Annotated in this window: 19 protein-coding genes; 10 read left to right on the forward strand and 9 right to left on the reverse strand. The window is 36.9% G+C overall.

Annotated elements, in window-relative coordinates; all coding sequences use genetic code 11:
- Positions 1 to 4: 4 nt before the first annotated feature.
- The 4 genes from JM83_RS01380 to JM83_RS01390 form a co-directional block, all read right to left on the reverse strand.
- Positions 5 to 697, reverse strand: a complete 693-nt coding sequence (locus tag JM83_RS01380) for a VOC family protein (protein WP_144958674.1) — start codon at positions 695 to 697, stop codon at positions 5 to 7.
- A gap of 575 nt (positions 698 to 1,272) precedes the next feature.
- Positions 1,273 to 1,884, reverse strand: a complete 612-nt coding sequence (locus tag JM83_RS19335; RefSeq protein WP_261376299.1) for a TIGR00730 family Rossman fold protein — start codon at positions 1,882 to 1,884, stop codon at positions 1,273 to 1,275.
- A 27-nt stretch (positions 1,885 to 1,911) separates the two neighbouring features.
- Positions 1,912 to 2,763 carry a peptide chain release factor N(5)-glutamine methyltransferase gene (gene prmC, locus JM83_RS19340; protein WP_261376300.1) on the reverse strand — a complete coding sequence of 284 codons (852 nt, stop codon included), beginning with the start codon at positions 2,761 to 2,763 and terminating at the stop codon, positions 1,912 to 1,914.
- Between the two features lie 222 nt (positions 2,764 to 2,985).
- Complete coding sequence (locus tag JM83_RS01390; protein WP_144958676.1) at positions 2,986 to 3,474, reverse strand: GNAT family N-acetyltransferase; 489 nt, start codon at positions 3,472 to 3,474, stop codon at positions 2,986 to 2,988.
- Between the two features lie 27 nt (positions 3,475 to 3,501).
- Between JM83_RS01390 and ribD the strand changes: the two genes are divergently transcribed.
- Genes ribD through JM83_RS01410 form a run of 4 tightly spaced genes read left to right on the forward strand, consistent with a single transcriptional unit; the run spans position 3,502 to position 6,656 of the window.
- Complete coding sequence (gene ribD / locus JM83_RS01395) at positions 3,502 to 4,566, forward strand: bifunctional diaminohydroxyphosphoribosylaminopyrimidine deaminase/5-amino-6-(5-phosphoribosylamino)uracil reductase RibD (RefSeq protein ID WP_144958678.1); 1,065 nt, start codon at positions 3,502 to 3,504, stop codon at positions 4,564 to 4,566.
- On the forward strand, positions 4,559 to 5,167 hold the full coding sequence (locus tag JM83_RS01400; RefSeq protein ID WP_144958680.1) for an HAD family hydrolase: 609 nt from the start codon (positions 4,559 to 4,561) through the stop codon (positions 5,165 to 5,167). The genes ribD and JM83_RS01400 overlap by 8 nt, the downstream gene beginning before the upstream one ends.
- Positions 5,164 to 6,036 (forward strand): EamA family transporter, encoded by an 873-nt coding sequence (locus JM83_RS01405; protein ID WP_144958682.1) that lies wholly within the window; start codon positions 5,164 to 5,166, stop codon positions 6,034 to 6,036. Before JM83_RS01400 ends, JM83_RS01405 begins: the two co-directional genes overlap by 4 nt.
- Before the next feature lie 5 nt (positions 6,037 to 6,041).
- The gene (locus tag JM83_RS01410; RefSeq protein ID WP_144958684.1) at positions 6,042 to 6,656 is read left to right on the forward strand and encodes an IMPACT family protein; all 615 of its coding nucleotides are present in this window, start codon (positions 6,042 to 6,044) and stop codon (positions 6,654 to 6,656) included.
- On the opposite strand, the gene JM83_RS01415 is transcribed toward JM83_RS01410, so the two are convergent.
- Complete coding sequence (locus JM83_RS01415; RefSeq protein ID WP_144958686.1) at positions 6,653 to 7,051, reverse strand: acyl-CoA thioesterase; 399 nt, start codon at positions 7,049 to 7,051, stop codon at positions 6,653 to 6,655. The genes JM83_RS01410 and JM83_RS01415 overlap by 4 nt on opposite strands.
- A gap of 204 nt (positions 7,052 to 7,255) precedes the next feature.
- On the opposite strand from JM83_RS01415, the gene dnaA reads away from it, so the two are divergent.
- The 3 genes from dnaA to JM83_RS01430 are packed head-to-tail and all read left to right on the forward strand — an operon-like array spanning position 7,256 to position 9,914.
- On the forward strand, positions 7,256 to 8,683 hold the full coding sequence (dnaA, locus tag JM83_RS01420; protein ID WP_144958688.1) for a chromosomal replication initiator protein DnaA: 1,428 nt from the start codon (positions 7,256 to 7,258) through the stop codon (positions 8,681 to 8,683).
- Between the two features lie 10 nt (positions 8,684 to 8,693).
- Positions 8,694 to 9,167 carry a low molecular weight protein-tyrosine-phosphatase gene (locus tag JM83_RS01425; RefSeq protein ID WP_144958690.1) on the forward strand — a complete coding sequence of 158 codons (474 nt, stop codon included), beginning with the start codon at positions 8,694 to 8,696 and terminating at the stop codon, positions 9,165 to 9,167.
- Between the two features lie 15 nt (positions 9,168 to 9,182).
- A complete protein-coding gene (locus tag JM83_RS01430) occupies positions 9,183 to 9,914 on the forward strand; it encodes an SAM-dependent methyltransferase (protein ID WP_144958692.1) in 732 nt (243 codons plus the stop codon).
- Here the strand turns inward: JM83_RS01430 and JM83_RS01435 are convergent.
- A complete protein-coding gene (locus JM83_RS01435) occupies positions 9,911 to 10,570 on the reverse strand; it encodes a peptidoglycan-binding protein LysM (protein WP_144958694.1) in 660 nt (219 codons plus the stop codon). The two genes, JM83_RS01430 and JM83_RS01435, sit on opposite strands and share 4 nt — an antisense overlap.
- 390 nt (positions 10,571 to 10,960) lie before the next feature.
- On the opposite strand from JM83_RS01435, the gene JM83_RS01440 reads away from it, so the two are divergent.
- Positions 10,961 to 11,371, forward strand: a complete 411-nt coding sequence (locus tag JM83_RS01440; protein WP_144958696.1) for a hypothetical protein — start codon at positions 10,961 to 10,963, stop codon at positions 11,369 to 11,371.
- Positions 11,372 to 11,378: 7 nt separating this feature from the next.
- Here JM83_RS01440 and mltG read toward each other — a convergent pair whose 3' ends face one another.
- From mltG to dapF, 3 genes are read right to left on the reverse strand one after another with little or no spacing between them, the layout of a single operon-like run.
- Complete coding sequence (gene mltG, locus JM83_RS01445; RefSeq protein WP_144958698.1) at positions 11,379 to 12,422, reverse strand: endolytic transglycosylase MltG; 1,044 nt, start codon at positions 12,420 to 12,422, stop codon at positions 11,379 to 11,381.
- Positions 12,412 to 12,942: a GNAT family N-acetyltransferase gene (locus tag JM83_RS01450; RefSeq protein ID WP_144958700.1), complete on the reverse strand. Its 531-nt coding sequence runs from the start codon at positions 12,940 to 12,942 to the stop codon at positions 12,412 to 12,414. The genes mltG and JM83_RS01450 overlap by 11 nt, the downstream gene beginning before the upstream one ends.
- Complete coding sequence (gene dapF / locus JM83_RS01455) at positions 12,936 to 13,724, reverse strand: diaminopimelate epimerase (protein ID WP_144958702.1); 789 nt, start codon at positions 13,722 to 13,724, stop codon at positions 12,936 to 12,938. The genes JM83_RS01450 and dapF overlap by 7 nt, the downstream gene beginning before the upstream one ends.
- A 135-nt stretch (positions 13,725 to 13,859) precedes the next feature.
- Here dapF and JM83_RS01460 point away from each other — a divergent pair, with 135 nt between their 5' ends.
- Together JM83_RS01460 and JM83_RS01465 are read left to right on the forward strand one after the other, a co-directional pair.
- On the forward strand, positions 13,860 to 15,263 hold the full coding sequence (locus JM83_RS01460; protein WP_144958704.1) for a S1C family serine protease: 1,404 nt from the start codon (positions 13,860 to 13,862) through the stop codon (positions 15,261 to 15,263).
- A 132-nt stretch (positions 15,264 to 15,395) separates the two neighbouring features.
- Entirely contained in the window at positions 15,396 to 16,844 is a 1,449-nt protein-coding gene (locus JM83_RS01465; protein ID WP_144958706.1) for a glyceraldehyde-3-phosphate dehydrogenase, read from the forward strand.
- The last annotated feature ends 149 nt before the right edge of the window (positions 16,845 to 16,993 follow it).

Genomic DNA, 16,993 nt, shown 5'->3' on the forward strand with positions numbered 1-16,993 from the left:
AAAGTTATGCTGAATTATTGTTTTTCAAAGGGTTCTGAAACTTCAATTTTTCACCATTGTATTGAAGCGCATATTCCTTTTCATTATTTTGAAATTCTATTTTAAAAGCTGAATTATATGCTATATCACCGGTAGGGAACCAAGTTTTAAGTTTGCTATTGATAGTTATTAGTAAACCTTCATCATCTCCAATAGCACAAAATTTTTCGAAATTCCCATCGAAGACCTCTAAACGCGTATTGGTATTTAAAATCTTGTACTTTTCTTGAAGCTCATCCGTTGCCATACCTATCTCGCTAATGCCCAAAATACTTTTTTCTGAAAAACTACTGGATGATTCGCCATTAAATTTTCGTCGGGAAATAAATTCCATGATGTTCTTATCGGTATCATAAAAATAAAGAGATTTTGCATCCCACCCCTTAAAATCCACTATTTCAAAATTTTCATACTTTAAAACCCCGACTCTCCACTTCAACCATTCCAAGGCTTTCTCCTCCTCTTTATCTGGAATATGAAAAGCAATATGATATGGCGTAAAACTATCGGTCTGCTGAAAATATAGAACAGAATAGCCAAGATGCAATTCGAAGGAGTTTACTGTTTCATTATATATTTTAAGACCAAGAACTTCCCTGTAAAACCCTTGTTGCTTTTCGATATTCCTACAGCCTATTTCCAGTCTTGTAATTCTCATATTTCAATTCATTGCTACAATGTCAAACTGAACCCTGATGAGGTTTTTATACTGTACATTTCTATTTGCACTTCACCTATTAAAATCGTCGGCCTCAACTTGTTTCAGGGTCTCTTGGGATGCTGAAACGAGTTCAGCATGACGACAATTCCGCATCGTCACCCTGAACTGGTTTTAGGGTCTGGGATTCACAAATAAATAAAAATACGTCAATGGTAACTTGTTTCAGGGTCTCTTGGGATGCTGAAACGAGTTCAGCATGACAAAAAATTAGGATTGTTTTATTTCGAGCCTTGTTATTTTCATGATTCAATTGGTTGTTGCCCTGTAAAAATGAGTTTGAAGTTTTTAGCACCGTGAGGCAAGGTCATCATACCCTCACTCTTTCATTCCCTCACTCTTTAACTGCCTTTGCGAGCGTAGTGCAACGAAGCGATGCAATCTCATGAACAGAACTTCAAATCATGAGACTGTTTCAGTCGCTTTGCTCCTTCACAGAGACTTTCTTTTTCTTCACTCTCTCACTCTCTCTCCTTCCCTCTTTCACTCCTTCGCTCTTTTACTTCATCACAAATTCATGTCTGATTTTTATTCATCCATTTCGGTACCGGCATAGGCTTAAAATTCTTCATCTTTTCTATTAAACCTTCAATAGTATTCGCTACTAAAACCAGATCCATATTGGATTTTTTCAGCAAACCTTTTGCGACCATCTTATCCATCATCGCCAAGAGATCATCATAATAATTATTGCTGTTTAAGATCCCGATGGGATGTTTGTGCAATCCCAATTGGCCCCAGGTAAGGATCTCGAAAAGCTCTTCCAAAGTTCCAAATCCGCCGGGCAATGCAATAAAACCTTCGCTAAGATCATGCATCTTTAGCTTGCGCTGGTGCATATTTTCCGTAGTAATAAGTTGTGTTAATCCTGTATGCACCACTTCTTTGGTCTTCAAAAAATCGGGGATCACTCCAATTGCTGTACCATTGTTATCCAACACTCCTTTGGCAACTTGCCCCATTAACCCCAGTTTGCTACCGCCATAGACCAAATTTATATTGTTCTTGGCCAAATATGCCCCTACATGATATGCTTCCTCAAAAATCACGGGGTCCATGCCCTCACTGCTGGCGCAAAACACCGCAATACTTTTTAGGTTGTTCTTGTAATTATTATGGGTTTTCAAAATGTTAACAGATTTAGAAATTATATGTTATTGTTTTATTCCTCTTATCATCCTGAAATTACCAAAAATATCCTTTTTAAGACAGGTCTTAAAACCGGCCTTTTTCATCATTTGTTCCGTTTCTTCGGCAAGATATTGATTGATCTCAAAATACAAACTTCCTCCTTTATTTAAACTGACTTGTGCCAGCTTCGTGATAGCTTCATAAAATACAAGTGGATCCTTATCCCGCACATAAAGTGCCACATCTGGTTCATTTTCAAGGACATTCCGGTGCATTTGCTTTTTCTCCAATTCCCGAACATAGGGCGGATTGGAAACAATAATATCAAAAGGACCCAGCGGGTCTTTTATATTCAGGATGTTTTGGTTTAAAAAATTCAGCTTAACATTATTGGCTTCGGCATTTCGGGTTGCGACTTTTAAAGCATCTTTGAAAATATCTAGTGCAGTAAGCTTTGCCTCTGGTAAATTCTTGGCCAAACTAATTGCAATACAGCCGCTTCCTGTACCAATATCTATAATTTTTAAAGCTGGAGTTTTATTTTCAGATAAATCTGAAAGGATCCAGGAAACCAATTCTTCTGTCTCTGGTCTTGGGATTAACACATTTTTATCCACTTGGAATTTTAATCCGAAGAACTCCGTTTCCCCTAATATATATTGTATTGGTTCATGTTGTTGCAATCTCAGTAAAATCTTATCAAAAATGTTTTTTTCTTCAGGAGACAACTCCTTTTTTGGATCCAAAGCTAATTCCAACCGGCTTATATTTAGATAATGCGCTATTAGAATATTGAAAAATGAATTGATTTCCCCTTTAGGATACTCCTTTTTCAAAGCAGTATTAAATTGTTTTTTATAATCTAAAAGTAACAATGCCAAGAATTTTTGAATTAAGTTTTAAGAAGGATTCTATTATTCATTATGTATATCCGTTTTTCGGACAAGAAAAACCTGACCATCTCATCTCTCAGGTTCGTCGCATCAAGAACTCCAAGATACCTTCCTTTCAGGGATGCTGAAACAAGTTCAGCATGACGAAAAATAGGAATTGCTAGTTAATAGTATTAACTGTCGCAAAAGCGGGCTTTCAGTAATCTAATCCAGATATTTGATCATCCACATAGTACAGTTGTAATGCCCGGTATCTCCCATTGGTTTTTCAAGGTTCCTAAATCCCGTGCGATTATAAAGGCTTCTCGCATTTTCCATATAAGGCAATGTTTCCAAGTAACATTGTTTGTAGCCTTCAGCCTTTGCATAATGTAAGCAAGTGTTCATCATTGCAGCTCCAATTCCCCTGCCACGGGCAATCGGCAAAAAATACATTTTTTGAAGCTCACAAATTGTTGCATCGGCATTTGCCAAGGGAGCAATTCCTGCGCCTCCAATAATTTCACCGTTCTCTTCTACAACAAAATATTGCATTTTGTCATGATCGTAGGTTGTGAACATATCGTCCAGCGATTTGTCCTCGTAAGCAGTACCAATTTTGGGCACTCCCATTTCCACTAAAACCTTTCTCACCACCTTTGCAACGCTCTGGTTGTCTTTAGGTTGAATCTCTCGAATTTTAAAACTGCACATTCCTCTAATTAATCCTATTTTTGTGATGTGAATATACACGAAAAATATATAAAACGCTGCATTCAATTAGCAGAAAATGGATTAGGCACTACCTATCCAAATCCGATGGTTGGAAGTGTCATTGTTCATAATAAAAAAATCATTGGTGAGGGTTGGCATCATAAGGCAGGAGAGCCCCATGCAGAGGTAAATGCCATAAATTCTGTCAAAGATAAATCCCTTTTAAAAAAGGCGGTTATTTATGTTAGCCTAGAGCCATGTTCCCATTATGGAAAAACCCCGCCCTGTAGCGATTTGATCGTTGCCAGTGGGATCAAAAAAATCGTGATAGGAAGCGTAGATCCTTTTCCTGCCGTTTCTGGGAAAGGAATCAAAAAACTGATGGATGCAGGTTGCGAAGTGATTTTAGGGATTCTGGATGCAGAATGCAAGGCTTTAAATAAGCGCTTTTTCACATATCAAAAGCATCAAAGGCCCTATATTATTTTAAAATGGGCCCAAAGTGTAGATGGCTTTCTAGCACCTATTTCTTCTGAAGAAAATCATCCCCGGGAACCGGTTTGGATCACCAATAAATATTCCCAACAATTGGTGCACAAATGGCGCAGCGAAGAGGCTGCTATTTTAGTGGGCACCAATACAGCAGTGATGGATAATCCAAAGCTGAACACCAGACTTTGGAAAGGCACAAATCCTGTAAGAGTACTTTTGGATCGGCAATTAAGATTAACAGATGATTCTGCACTTTTGGATGAAAGCATAAAGACCATTGTGATTTGTGGCGAAGAAGCCCGAAATTCAAACACTAAAACTTCCTCTGAAAATTTGATTTTTGAAACCATAGATTTCGAAAAAGAGATCACTTCAGAAATTTGTAAGGTACTATACACACATTGCATTCAATCTGTTATTATTGAAGGAGGAGCCACGACATTGCAATCTTTTATAGATGCTGGACTTTGGGACGAAGCTCGAATATTTACCGGAGACGCACATTTCAAAAAAGGGATTAAAGCGCCTCTACCGCCAGGCACATTTATAGAAAAGAACAATTATACAGGAGATATGTTAAGAATTTATCACAATGATTAAAACCATCATATTCGACTTCGGCGATGTATTTATCAATCTAGACAAACCTGCAACTTTTAGGGAGCTTAAAAAATTAAATATCAAAGAGCTGCCAGAAAACATCCTTCATATTAATAAGGAATATGAAATGGGTTTGGTTTCCACGGAATCATTTATTGCTTCCTATATAGATAATTATTCATCCCTTACTTCTGAAAGAATGACTACGGCTTGGAATTCCATATTAATGGATTTTCCAAAATACCGATATCAATTCATCAAGAAGCTTTCATCAGCGAAGAATTACCAACTTATCCTTTTAAGCAACACCAATGAGATCCATATAGATTGGGTGAAGGAAAAAATTCCATTTTTTGAAGAATTCAAAGCTTGTTTTGATGCATTTTATTTATCTCATGAGATCAATTTAAGAAAACCAAATTCAGATATTTTTGAATTTGTTTTGAACAAGCATCAACTAAAAGCCGAAGAATGCTTGTTCATAGATGACACTTTAGAAAATACCAAAGCTGCCGAAAAATTAGGGATTCATATATGGACCCTTGAACCAACCCGCGAGGACGTAATTGATCTATTCACCACCAATAAAGCATTGTTTTGATATATCTACTGCTTAGTATCCTTTCGTCCACTATCATCTTTGTGGTCTTTAAATTGTTCGAGCGATTTAAGATCAACACCCTTCAAGCAATCATTCTTAATTATGTTATTGCATGTGCAGTTGGGTACTTTGGATTTGTAGAAGGTGTTACTATTAGCGAAATCCCATCTAAACCTTGGTTTTATGGCACCTTGATCTTGGGGCTGCTATTTATTATCGTGTTCAATCTTGCCGCAATCACCGCCCAACGAAGTGGGCTATCAGTAGTTTCTGTTGCCACTAAAATGTCTGTAGCCATTCCTGTATTGTTTGGGATTCTATATTTTAATGAAAGTACAGGGATTTTAAAAGTATTAGGAATTGTTCTGGCCTTAATCGCGGTTTACTTGAGTTCCATAAAAGCAGATGTGGGCATTGCCATAAAGAAAAGAAACCTACTATACCCCATCTTGGTCTTTTTGGGAAGTGGGCTCATAGACACTCTTATAAAATTCATTGAATCTGGGTATGTAAACAAGACCGACGTTGCCCTTTTCTCTTCCACCATATTTTCTGTAGCTGGCATAATTGGGATCTTTGTTTTGATCTTTCAAGGAATTACGGGGAAATTAAAAATAACCGGTAGGAATATCCTTGGAGGGATCGCCCTTGGAATTCCTAATTTTTTCTCTATATATTTCCTGGTTATGGCACTTAGAAATAACGGCTTCGATAGCTCCACCATTTTCACAATAAACAACGTGGCCATAGTCTTGGTATCCACAGTCCTAGGAATTTTTTTGTTCAAAGAAAAATTGATCACCAAGAACTGGATTGGGATCGTTCTAGCGATTATTAGTATTCTTTTGGTTGCAAACAGCGCAATTTAAAAACTGTGAAAGACACTTATAAAAGTATAACCAAAGCTTCTGATGAAGTCATTTTCAAAGACCGGAATTCCAAATTCTTTGGCTATGCCTTTCCTATTACTTCTGAAGAAGAAGTCAAAGGCATTATTGAAGACCTCAAAAAGAAACATCATCAAGCGAGACATTGGTGCTATGCTTGGCAAATAGGAAAAGAAGAACAAGAGCATCAGTTTAGGGCCAACGATGATGGGGAGCCATCAAATTCCGCCGGAACGCCAATTTACGGACAAATTCAATCTTTTGATGTTACCAATATCTTGATCGTGGTCGTACGCTATTTTGGCGGTATAAAATTAGGCGTAGGCGGACTGATCAATGCTTACAGAACTGCTGCTCAAATGGCTTTGCAAGAAAGCAATATTCTAAAAAGAACTATAGACGATAGCTACTTGTTACAATTCGATTATCCAGAAATGAATGTGGTAATGCGAATTATAAAGGAACATAATCTTAATGTGATAGATCAGCAACTTGCCTTGGACTGCAAACTATTTATTTTAGTAAGAAAAAAAGAATCTGAAGCTATTTTCGAAAAATTTTCCAATGTTTACAAAGTTGAAATAAAAAAGCTGGGGCATTAAACCTTCAATTTATTTAAAATATATGCTGGACATCTAATTGGTTTTCTAGACTGTGTATCCATGAACACTAATACTGTATTTGCAATTGTTAGCAACTCACCTGCTTGATTATAGATCTCATAGTTGAATTCAATTTTAATACTTGGCGTTTTTGTTAATTTGGTTACTATTTTTAGTTCATCATCAAACAATGCCGATTTTATAAATTTAAAATAAAGTTCATAAACAGGCAACATCACCCCTTCTTTCTCCATGGATCTATAAGACACTCCTAATTTGTGAAGCCAGTCCAGCCGCGCTATTTCCAGATAATCGGCATAGTTTCCATGATGCACCACACCCATTTGATCTGTTTCCGCATATCTGACTTTAACATAAGTATTATGACTTTTCATTGGATTTTTTCGGGATAAGTTAAGTAGGTTTTGTACTTTCATCAAACGAAGTAAGTATGCGTAAAATTTTCTTAAAATTCAATACCAAAAGCATTTTTTTATTAGATATTTTGTTCACATATTTGTTCCACGAGAAGTTAAAGCCAAATTTTTGCTTTTCAAGTTTCCAACGATCTACTAACCATTTTATAACCAAGAACAAGCATGTCAAAAACTGCGCAATCAGTTTGGAATAGCTGTCTAGCTTTTATCAAAGATAACATCACTCCCCAAGCTTATAAAACTTGGTTTGAACCTATACAGGCAGTAAAACTTACAGATTGTGCCTTGAGCATACAAGTACCCTCTAAGTTCTTTTACGAATGGCTGGAAGAGCATTACGTAAAACTTCTAAAGGTTTCATTGACCAAAGAATTAGGTGACAAAGCGAAACTGGTATACGTTATTAAAATGGAAAACACCTATGGAAACAAAATCCCGTTTACCGAAAAAATTCCTAGCACACAACGAAGCCAAATGGTTTCACAAGAAGTAAACGTACCCATTAAAAATAAAAATCCCGAGCTTAGAAATCCCTTTATTATTCCAGGGATTAGAAATGTTAAGATCGAATCCCAGCTTAATCCAAACTATAGTTTCGAAAATTTTCTTGAAGGCGATTCCAACAGGCTTGCCCGTTCTGCAGGTTTAGCGGTATCCAACAAACCGGGAGGCACTTCTTTTAACCCTTTATTGGTCTTTGGAGGCGTAGGGCTTGGAAAAACCCATTTATCGCATGCTATTGGGGTGGACATCAAGGACAAATATCCAGAAAAGACGGTCTTATATATCTCTGCGGAAAAATTCACGCAACAATATATAGAGTCTGTTAAAAAGAACAACAGAAACGATTTTATTCATTTCTATCAGATAATAGATGTGTTGATTGTAGATGATATTCAGTTATTATCCGGTAAAGCGGGAACGCAAGATGTGTTCTTTCATATTTTCAACCACCTTCACCAAAACGGAAAACAGGTTATTTTAACCAGTGATAAGGCACCTGTAGATATGCAAGATATCGAACAACGCTTATTATCCCGTTTTAAATGGGGACTTTCAGCAGAACTGCAACATCCAGACTTTGAGACCCGGGTTTCCATAATCAAAAATAAATTGTATCGGGACGGTGTGGAAATGCCAGAAGATATTATTGAATTCCTAGCCAACAATATAAAAACGAATATTAGGGAACTGGAAGGAGCTATTATTTCACTTATCGCCCACTCCTCTTTCAATAAAAAGGATATTACTCTGGAATTGGCTACAAAAATTGTAGATAATTACGTTAAGAACACCAAGCGGGAAGTATCTATAGATTATATCCAGAAGATCGTTAGCGATTACTTCCAAATGGATGTAGAAACACTTCAGTCCAAAACCAGAAAAAGGCATATCGTGCAAGCAAGACAACTTGCCATGTTCTTTGCCAAAAAGTTAACAAAGGCATCCCTAGCGAGTATCGGAAGCCAGATTGGCAAAAGAGATCACGCCACAGTACTTCATGCCTGTAAAACGGTGGACAATTTAGCTGCTACAGATAAGCAATTCAAGAAGTTTGTGGAAGACCTAAACAAAAAACTTACCCTATAATTTATATTTTATGAAAACCAACGTTTTAATGGTATGTCTCGGGAATATCTGTAGATCGCCACTAGCCGAAGGGATTCTAAAGTCCAAAACAGACCCTAAAAAAATCTATGTAGATTCTGCCGGTACGGGAGATTATCACGTAGGAGATCCGCCAGATCCCCGTTCTATTGCCATAGCAAAAAGTCACAAATTAGATATCACCTCGCAAAGGGGGAGACAATTTAGTGCTCAGGATTTCGACCATTTTGACCAAATCTATGTTATGGATACGTTTAATTATGCCGATGTGATTGCATTGGCTAGAAATGAAGACGACAAAAAGAAAGTGAAGCTTATTTTGGATGAAATATTTCCCGGTGAAAATGTTGATGTTCCAGATCCTTATCAGGGTGTAGCTGAAGGATTTAAAAACGTATACAAAATGCTGGATGAGGCCTGCGAGATCATCGCCAGCAAATTGAAGGAGAAGCACCCGCACGAATAACATCGAATTTTTAATATGAGCAATTCCATTTTTCAGTTCTCAGGAAAATTATATTTAATACCAACCACCTTAGGAACATCGAAAATTTCTGATGTTTTGCCAGTTTCTATAGGAAGTATTATCGAAAAAATAGATAATTACATTGTTGAGAACGAAAAGACAGCTCGAAGATCCATAAAACAAGTACTTCCCGAAAAATCACAAGCTTCCTTAAAGCTAAATACCTTAAATAAATTTACCGATGTTTCTGTTTTATCCACATTTTTAAATCCTTGTAAAGAGGGAATCGATGTTGGTTTACTCAGTGAAGCTGGTTGCCCAGGGGTTGCAGATCCAGGTGCTGAAATTGTAAAGCTGGCGCATGAAATGGGAATTCAGGTAGTTCCTTTAGTTGGTCCCTCCTCTATTCTTCTCGCTATGATGGGCAGCGGAATGAACGGACAGCGCTTTACCTTTAACGGCTATTTGCCCATAGACAAAAAAGAGCGGAAACACGAATTAAAAACCTTGGAAAGAATTTCTTCAGAAAGAAATCAGGCACAGCTTTTTATAGAAACCCCTTATAGAAACAATCAGTTGGTTGAAGATTTGGTGCAGATCTTAAATCCTGCCACGAAGCTCTGTATTGCATGCGATTTAACCTTGGCATCGGAATATATAATCACAAAATCTATTCTGGAATGGTCCAAAACAAAAGTAGACCTTCATAAAAGGCCTACCATTTTTATAATTCAAAAAGATATTTAAGAAATAGCTATAATTGCTTTTGCTTTTCTTTCTGGTTGAACAAAAGAAGTATCATATCCCGAAAACTTTTTCATGTAATAACCAATAGTAGTTCCAAAAGCATCGCTAAAAGCAGTTGCTCCCCAACTTCTAAGATATTTTTTTACACTTCCAGGGCCTGCAAGATGCGCTGCAGCCAATATTCCAGATTCCGTAATAAGAATTCCATTTATTCGCTTACCAACAAACCTCTTAATATCCCTCTTTAAGATCCACTTGTTTCTGGATGCGTTTGCATAAAATGCCGCTTCCTGCAAGGCTGGTGAATCCAAAAATAATTGAGTGTCATACACTCCAATCAGTTTTAGGGTACCTTTTCCAAATTGGTATTTGCCCATATACCCATATTGGTTAATGATTTTATAATTACCGCGGGATTCTTTAAAACCCAGAGCTTCTTTAAAACCAATATAAGATTTCCCCAGCTTAGGTGTAGCCTTTAGAACCTCAAGGCTTGCTTCCGGCATTTCCTCTGTATTGGGAACTGTGTATTCTAATAGTTCAAGGGAAGAGGTGGCATATCCTTCTAAATTTGCAGCTTCTTTTGTAGAGAAACTAAAAAATAAAGCACCTGATAAAATAGGTAGAATTGAAAATTTTGCAACTTTCTTTTTCATAATGTTTTGATTCTGAGAAGCAACTGGTTATAAAATTATATTTATATCCCTTCTCAATTTCGCCGTGCAAAGATACATTAAATTTTAATAATTTGATTTACAGCCTGTTAAACAAAACATAACTTTTTATAAGTCCTCTTAAATATTTTAACTAACTGATAATTAGAAAGTTAAATACCTTGAAGCAAACTGCCATTTATTATACTTTTAATTAATTGCTTCGAATAAAAATTTATAAAAATATTCTAAGAGCAGTTTCTCCATGGAATGGATCTAAATTTATACGAATCACGAAACTTTTCACCTTATAAATTATATTGAAAACTTTATTTTTAATTTTTATATTATTTCCTTGTCTATGCACGAGTCAGTACAGAAGCACATTTTCCAATGACTCTTATTTTTTTTATTAGTGCTGGCGCCGATATAAGAAATGCGGTTTATAAAGGAACCGTGAACGGTCGTGGATTTGATGGGGTGTTTCGTTTTGGGGCAAGAAAAGAAAAGATTCAAGTAGATTTATTTTATGAAATCTTCAAGATTATTGAATACAAATCTTTTGGAATAACTTTGAACTATGTGCTTATGCCGGATAAAAAACTGACTCCTTTACTCGGGATAGAACTGGGAATGATCCAACGCCCCAAACATTTATATCCTTCCCTAGCAGCGCTAGGCGAACTAGATTACCACTTTGGACCTTTCTTTATTTATATAAAAGGGGAAATTAAGGTACGACCGGATATTAATGATAAAATTAAAGGATCGGTTTACGGAGGGTTGGGTTATAAATTTAATTGAAGAATACCTATCTATTCACCCCTTGCGCATTGATCCATCGCACATACGCTTGCTTATTTCTATTGTGTTGAGCCAAATTTTCAGCAAATTTATGATATCCGAAATTTTCCACATCGGCCACGAAATAGAAATATTTATGCTTTCCATAATTTAGAACTGCATCTATAGAAGAAATATCGGGCATTGCAATAGGACCCGGAGGTAGGGTTATATTCATATAGGTGTTATAAGGTGATTCCAACTTAAGGTCTTTGTAAAGCACCCTTTTTATAACCGTATCAAAATTTCTGGATTTTTCCTTTATAGCATAGATCACTGTTGGATCTGCCTCCAATTTCCAACCATTATTAAACCTATTCATATATACACCAGCAACCTTTGGGCGCTCATCTACCTTCGCAGTCTCTTTTTGGACAATGGAAGCCACAACGGTAACTTGATTCGGCGTTAGCCCTATTTCTTTCGCTTTATCCAACCTGCCCTGGTCCCAAAACCTTTTGTATTCTGTTAGCATCCTTTCTCTAAAACCTTCTGCCGACGTATTCCAAAAAAACTCATATTTATTGGGGATATATAGGCCCAATGCCTCTTCCTTATTTAAATTATTGGCACTTAAAAAAGCTTCATCTTGCATGGTTTTTAATAAGGAAATACTATCTGCTTCAATTTGCACCGCAATTCTTCCTGCAAGTTCTTCCAATCTTTCTTGATTATTGAACACCACCGATACCGGAGTATTCTGACTTCGAAGTACATTCACAAGATCATTGTTGTTCATGCCCTTTTTCAAAATATATTTTCCTGCCTTTACGTTTGCAGCGTATCCCTTTTTTTGCGCCACAGCATCAAAAGAAGACAAATCATCAAGCAACGGTCGCAAACTATCTATTGCAGTTTGGTATGTGGCTCCTGTTGGAATATAGACTGTTGCTGTATTACTTTGGAATTTAGTGTTCGGTGAGAAAATTGAATTATAGACAGAATAACTGAAGATCCCTAATGCTACAAGCCCAAGAAGGGCAATAATCCAAAGAATTTTTTTAATATACATTATTTATTAATTGGTAAAGAATTTCGTCCTTAAATTTTCCGTTTACTAAAACCCAGTCTTTTTTAGTCCCCACAGATTTAAAATCACATTTTTCGAACAACTTGATACTGGCCAAATTATCTGCAATAACATTTGCATATAACTGATGCAAACCTAAGTGGGTAAAACAATAATTGCTGGTTAGTTTTAGTACTTCCACACCATAGCCCTTCCCTCGGTTTTCATCATCTACAATTAGGATGCCCAATGCAGCCCTACGATCTTTGGGTTCCAGGTCAAACACATCTATTAAGCCTATGGGGGTGTTATCCTGCTTACAGATCATTAAACGCAACTGTTTTACCTCAAAAATATCCCGATGGGAATTTTGTAGGTATTTCTTTATCAAAAAGCGGGAATATGGTACCCTGGTGGCGCTTATCTCCCAAAAATCTTCCGAGTTTTCCACCTCCAGAATAAAATCCAGGTCTTCGGGCTCCAATGCCCTTAAATATACTTTATCTCCTTTTAAAGTTAACATTCAAACTCTCCTTTAAAAACTTTTGTAGTTGGGCCGGTAAGCCAGATATTCTGATAGGTTTCATTGTTATTATTAAAAGACACTTGAAGCTTCCCCCCTGGTGTTTCCAAATTTATAGTAGTAGCTTGGGTTTTTCCTATTGCATTAACAGCGATGGCCACCGCAGTAACTCCCGTCCCACAGGAATAGGTTTCATCCTCCACGCCTCTTTCATACGTTCTCACCAAAAAAGTATCCTCATCCTTTCTCTGAACAAAATTTACATTTGTTCCTCCACAAGATTCATATTTTTCTGAATACCTAATGAATGCTCCATCTCTTTTAACATTCACATCCCCCACTTGTTCTGAAAATAAAATATGATGCGGAGAGCCGGTATCTAAAAACAATTCATCTTCATTTATCCCTTTCGCCAATACATCTTGCATTTTCAAACTCACAATATTTCCATTTATAATTGCCTCATGCAGACCATCTATAGCGTTAAAAGTCGCTTTTTCATTAATAATACCAAGAAGTTTTGCAAACGCTACTATACATCTTCCTCCATTTCCGCACATACTACTTTGGTTGCCATCAGCATTGTAATAGACCATCTTAAAATCTTCCGAGGTCCCTTCGGGGTTTTCCAAAAGAATCAAACCATCTGCTCCTATTCCAAATCTACGATGACATAGATCATGCACAAGATTGGTATTGTTTTTGGGGAATACATCATTGCGGTTATCAACCATTATAAAATCGTTTCCTGTACCGTGGAATTTATAAAAAGGGATGTTCATGGATGCAAATTTGGATAAAACAAATATACAACAATCGCACAAAAACCATCGTTGTATATACAGGCATTTGGGGCTTTTTTGTATTTGACCGCAGATTGATTGGTTATTTAAAGAATTAAAAATCATAAAATAGAAATGAAACAATTTATTAAATTACTCGGTGTTTCCGTATTAGGTGGGGTATTAACCCTAGGCTCCTACAAATTGATAATAGATGAAGATGAATCTTTTTTTGAGGAATCCTCCCCTATGAAAACAGAATCTTCATCATTCATTCCCGTATCCAATTCAAATAATATCTACGGAACAAATGCAGACTTTACCGAAGCTGCCGAAAAGACAGTGCACTCTGTCGTCCATGTAAAAAATGTGGCAGTTTTCGATAAGCCTAATAGTATATGGGAATACTATTCTAGAGGAGGCAATAGCGGGAAAGCTTTACAGGGGTCTGGTTCTGGCGTTATTATCTCTCCAGATGGTTACATTATTACCAATAATCATGTAATCAAGGGTGCCGGGGAAATCGAAGTCACCCTAAATAACAATAAAACCTATGTTGCTGAAGTAATAGGAGTTGACAGCAAGGCAGATATAGCCTTGATAAAAATTGATGCAACCCAACTGGAATATATCCCATTTGGGAACTCCAACGATATTAAATTGGGGGAATGGGTTTTGGCTGTTGGAAATCCATTTAATTTAACTTCCACTGTTACCGCTGGTATTGTAAGTGCAAAAGCCCGGGATTTGAATGCTTATGATGGAACTCCGCAATCCTTTATTCAAACAGATGCAGCCATAAATCCAGGAAATAGCGGTGGTGCCTTGGTTAACATAGACGGGAAACTTATTGGGATCAATACTGCGATCACCTCTCAAACTGGTAGCTACATAGGGTATGGTTTTGCAGTTCCATCCAACAATGCCAGAAAGATCGTGGAGGATCTTATGGAGTATGGGAATGTGCAGCAAGGAATATTAGGGATTAGAGGTACAGATGTAAACCAGTTTATTTCCAAAGAGTTTAACCTTACAACTTCTCAAGGAGTTATTGTTAGGGACGTAGATTCTGGGAGTGGTGCTGCGCTAGCGGGAATAGAACAAGGAGATGTAATAAGAAAAATAGATAATATTGAAATTAGAAAAATGTCCGACCTCACCGGGTATTTAGGGTCTAAAAGGCCAAAAGATGTGGTTAAAGTGAAGATTATTAGAGAAGGTAGGGAACGTGAGGTAGCAGTGAAACTGGCAAAATATGAAACCTTTGCTATTCAGCAAATTGGTCTTGAAGTAACCAATGCTTCCAAGGCAGACCTGAGAGAATACAATACAAAAAATGGCGTGAAAATTTCCAGGGCATTAAAAGGGGACCAACAATCCCAGGCACTTATTGGAATTATCATCACCAAAATAAATAAGCAAACAGTCAACAGTATAGAGGACGTTAAACGTATCTTGGGTTCCAATAATTCTTCAGAACCTATTAGCGTTACTTTCGTAAATAAAAAAGGCAAAGAACAAACCTATATTTGGAGGTAATAATCTATCATAATTACAATAACCTGCTATAAAATTTATAGCAGGTTATTTTTTATATAAATATTTCACGAAAACGATTGAAATCTATACTTTTGCAGCGTTTTAAAAACACACAACATAACTCAAAAACAAATGGGATTTAACGAAGTTTACGAAAAAGAACTTGCTTTTCAAGCAGACCGCAGACGTGCCTCTGTGGAGTTTATAAAAATAATAAGCGATTTATGGTATGATAAATCCATTGAATTGGTTTTATTCAGGAATCAACTAATCAATAGAAATGTAAGTGACATTCTAAGTTTGCATGAATATGCAGGTGCGGTTGTGGAAAAACCAATCTCTATTTTCGATTCTGTTGAAATTGCCCAGGCCATTAAGGACCTAGACCTTCCCCCTGCAAAATTGGATATTGGAAAACTTACGTACGAATATCACTTAGAAGATATGGATTACAATAATGCCAAGGCATTTATTTCTTCTAAACTAAAAGATGCAAAAGATTATAAAGATATTACCCCAAAAGACGTTGTTCTTTATGGCTTCGGAAGGATTGGAAGACTGGTAGCCAGAGAGTTAATGACTAGGACGGGAGTTGGAAATCAACTAAGGTTGCGAGCTATTGTAACGCGTGGTAAGGTTGATGCGACTGTTTTGGAAAAAAGAGCTTCACTTTTAAGAAATGATTCGGTACATGGTGATTTCTCAGGAACTGTTAATATAGATGTAGAGAATTCCTCTTTGATCATCAATGGTACGACTGTTCATATTATTTCAGCAAACAATCCAGAAGAGATAGATTATACTGAATATGGAATAAACAATGCTCTTATTATAGACAATACAGGTGCATTTAGGGACAAAGAAGAACTATCCAGGCATTTAACGTCTAAAGGAGCCAGCAAGGTTTTACTTACAGCACCAGGAAAGGGGGTTCCAAATATTGTTCATGGCGTTAACCATAAGGAACACAATCCAGACGAGATCTCCATCTTCTCTGCCGCTTCTTGCACAACGAATGCCATTACACCTGTTTTAAAAGCTATTCAAGATTCCTTGGGGGTTGTTCATGGCCATTTAGAAACGATTCATGCATATACCAACGACCAAAACTTGGTAGATAATATGCACAGTAAATATAGAAGAGGTCGTGCGGCAGGGCTAAATATGGTAATTACTGAAACCGGTGCCGGACAAGCAGTAACAAAAGCACTACCTGTTTTTGATGGCAAATTAACTTCCAATGCAATTAGAGTGCCCGTTCCAAATGGTTCTTTGGCAATCTTAAATCTCGAAGTGGAAGCGGCAACTTCTATAGAAGGCGTGAATACTATTCTAAAAAAATATGCTCTTGAAGGAGAATTGGTGGAGCAAATAAAATATTCTATAGACAATGAATTAGTGTCTTCAGATATTGTGGGCTCTTCGGCTCCTGCGATTTATGACAGCAAAGCTACCATTGTTACCGCTGATGGAAAAAATATAGTGCTTTACATCTGGTATGACAACGAATATGGCTATAGCCATCAAGTTATTAGACTGGCCAAGTATATAGCTAAAGTAAGACGGTTTACTTACTACTAGCAGAAAAATCAATATTCAAGATAAGATCAAAAGGTTCGGGAAGTCTCCCGAACCTTTTTTATTTTCACTAAATTTATCCCTCATGGAGGGTGTGATCTAAAAATTCCCCGACGGCCCTGCCCCGGGGTTTCCGATTTGCCTCTACTAAG

It is taken from the genome of Gillisia sp. Hel_I_86 (genome assembly GCF_007827275.1).
Taxonomy (GTDB): Bacteria; Bacteroidota; Bacteroidia; order Flavobacteriales; family Flavobacteriaceae; genus Gillisia.

What these genes read in the sequence shown, in the direction of transcription:
- JM83_RS01430 (WP_144958692.1), top strand. Translation starts at nt 9,183, where the DNA reads ATGAGCAATTCCATTTTTCAGTTCTCAGGAAAATTATATTTAATACCA.
- dnaA (WP_144958688.1), top strand. Translation starts at nt 7,256, where the DNA reads ATGTCAAAAACTGCGCAATCAGTTTGGAATAGCTGTCTAGCTTTTATC.
- JM83_RS01380 (WP_144958674.1), bottom strand. Translation starts at nt 697, where the DNA reads ATGAGAATTACAAGACTGGAAATAGGCTGTAGGAATATCGAAAAGCAA.
- dapF (WP_144958702.1), bottom strand. Translation starts at nt 13,724, where the DNA reads ATGAACATCCCTTTTTATAAATTCCACGGTACAGGAAACGATTTTATA.
- JM83_RS01440 (WP_144958696.1), top strand. Translation starts at nt 10,961, where the DNA reads ATGACTCTTATTTTTTTTATTAGTGCTGGCGCCGATATAAGAAATGCG.
- JM83_RS01400 (WP_144958680.1), top strand. Translation starts at nt 4,559, where the DNA reads ATGATTAAAACCATCATATTCGACTTCGGCGATGTATTTATCAATCTA.
- JM83_RS01415 (WP_144958686.1), bottom strand. Translation starts at nt 7,051, where the DNA reads ATGAAAAGTCATAATACTTATGTTAAAGTCAGATATGCGGAAACAGAT.
- JM83_RS01435 (WP_144958694.1), bottom strand. Translation starts at nt 10,570, where the DNA reads ATGAAAAAGAAAGTTGCAAAATTTTCAATTCTACCTATTTTATCAGGT.
- JM83_RS01390 (WP_144958676.1), bottom strand. Translation starts at nt 3,474, where the DNA reads ATGTGCAGTTTTAAAATTCGAGAGATTCAACCTAAAGACAACCAGAGC.
- JM83_RS01450 (WP_144958700.1), bottom strand. Translation starts at nt 12,942, where the DNA reads ATGTTAACTTTAAAAGGAGATAAAGTATATTTAAGGGCATTGGAGCCC.
- JM83_RS01460 (WP_144958704.1), top strand. Translation starts at nt 13,860, where the DNA reads ATGAAACAATTTATTAAATTACTCGGTGTTTCCGTATTAGGTGGGGTA.
- JM83_RS01465 (WP_144958706.1), top strand. Translation starts at nt 15,396, where the DNA reads ATGGGATTTAACGAAGTTTACGAAAAAGAACTTGCTTTTCAAGCAGAC.
- JM83_RS01425 (WP_144958690.1), top strand. Translation starts at nt 8,694, where the DNA reads ATGAAAACCAACGTTTTAATGGTATGTCTCGGGAATATCTGTAGATCG.
- mltG (WP_144958698.1), bottom strand. Translation starts at nt 12,422, where the DNA reads ATGTATATTAAAAAAATTCTTTGGATTATTGCCCTTCTTGGGCTTGTA.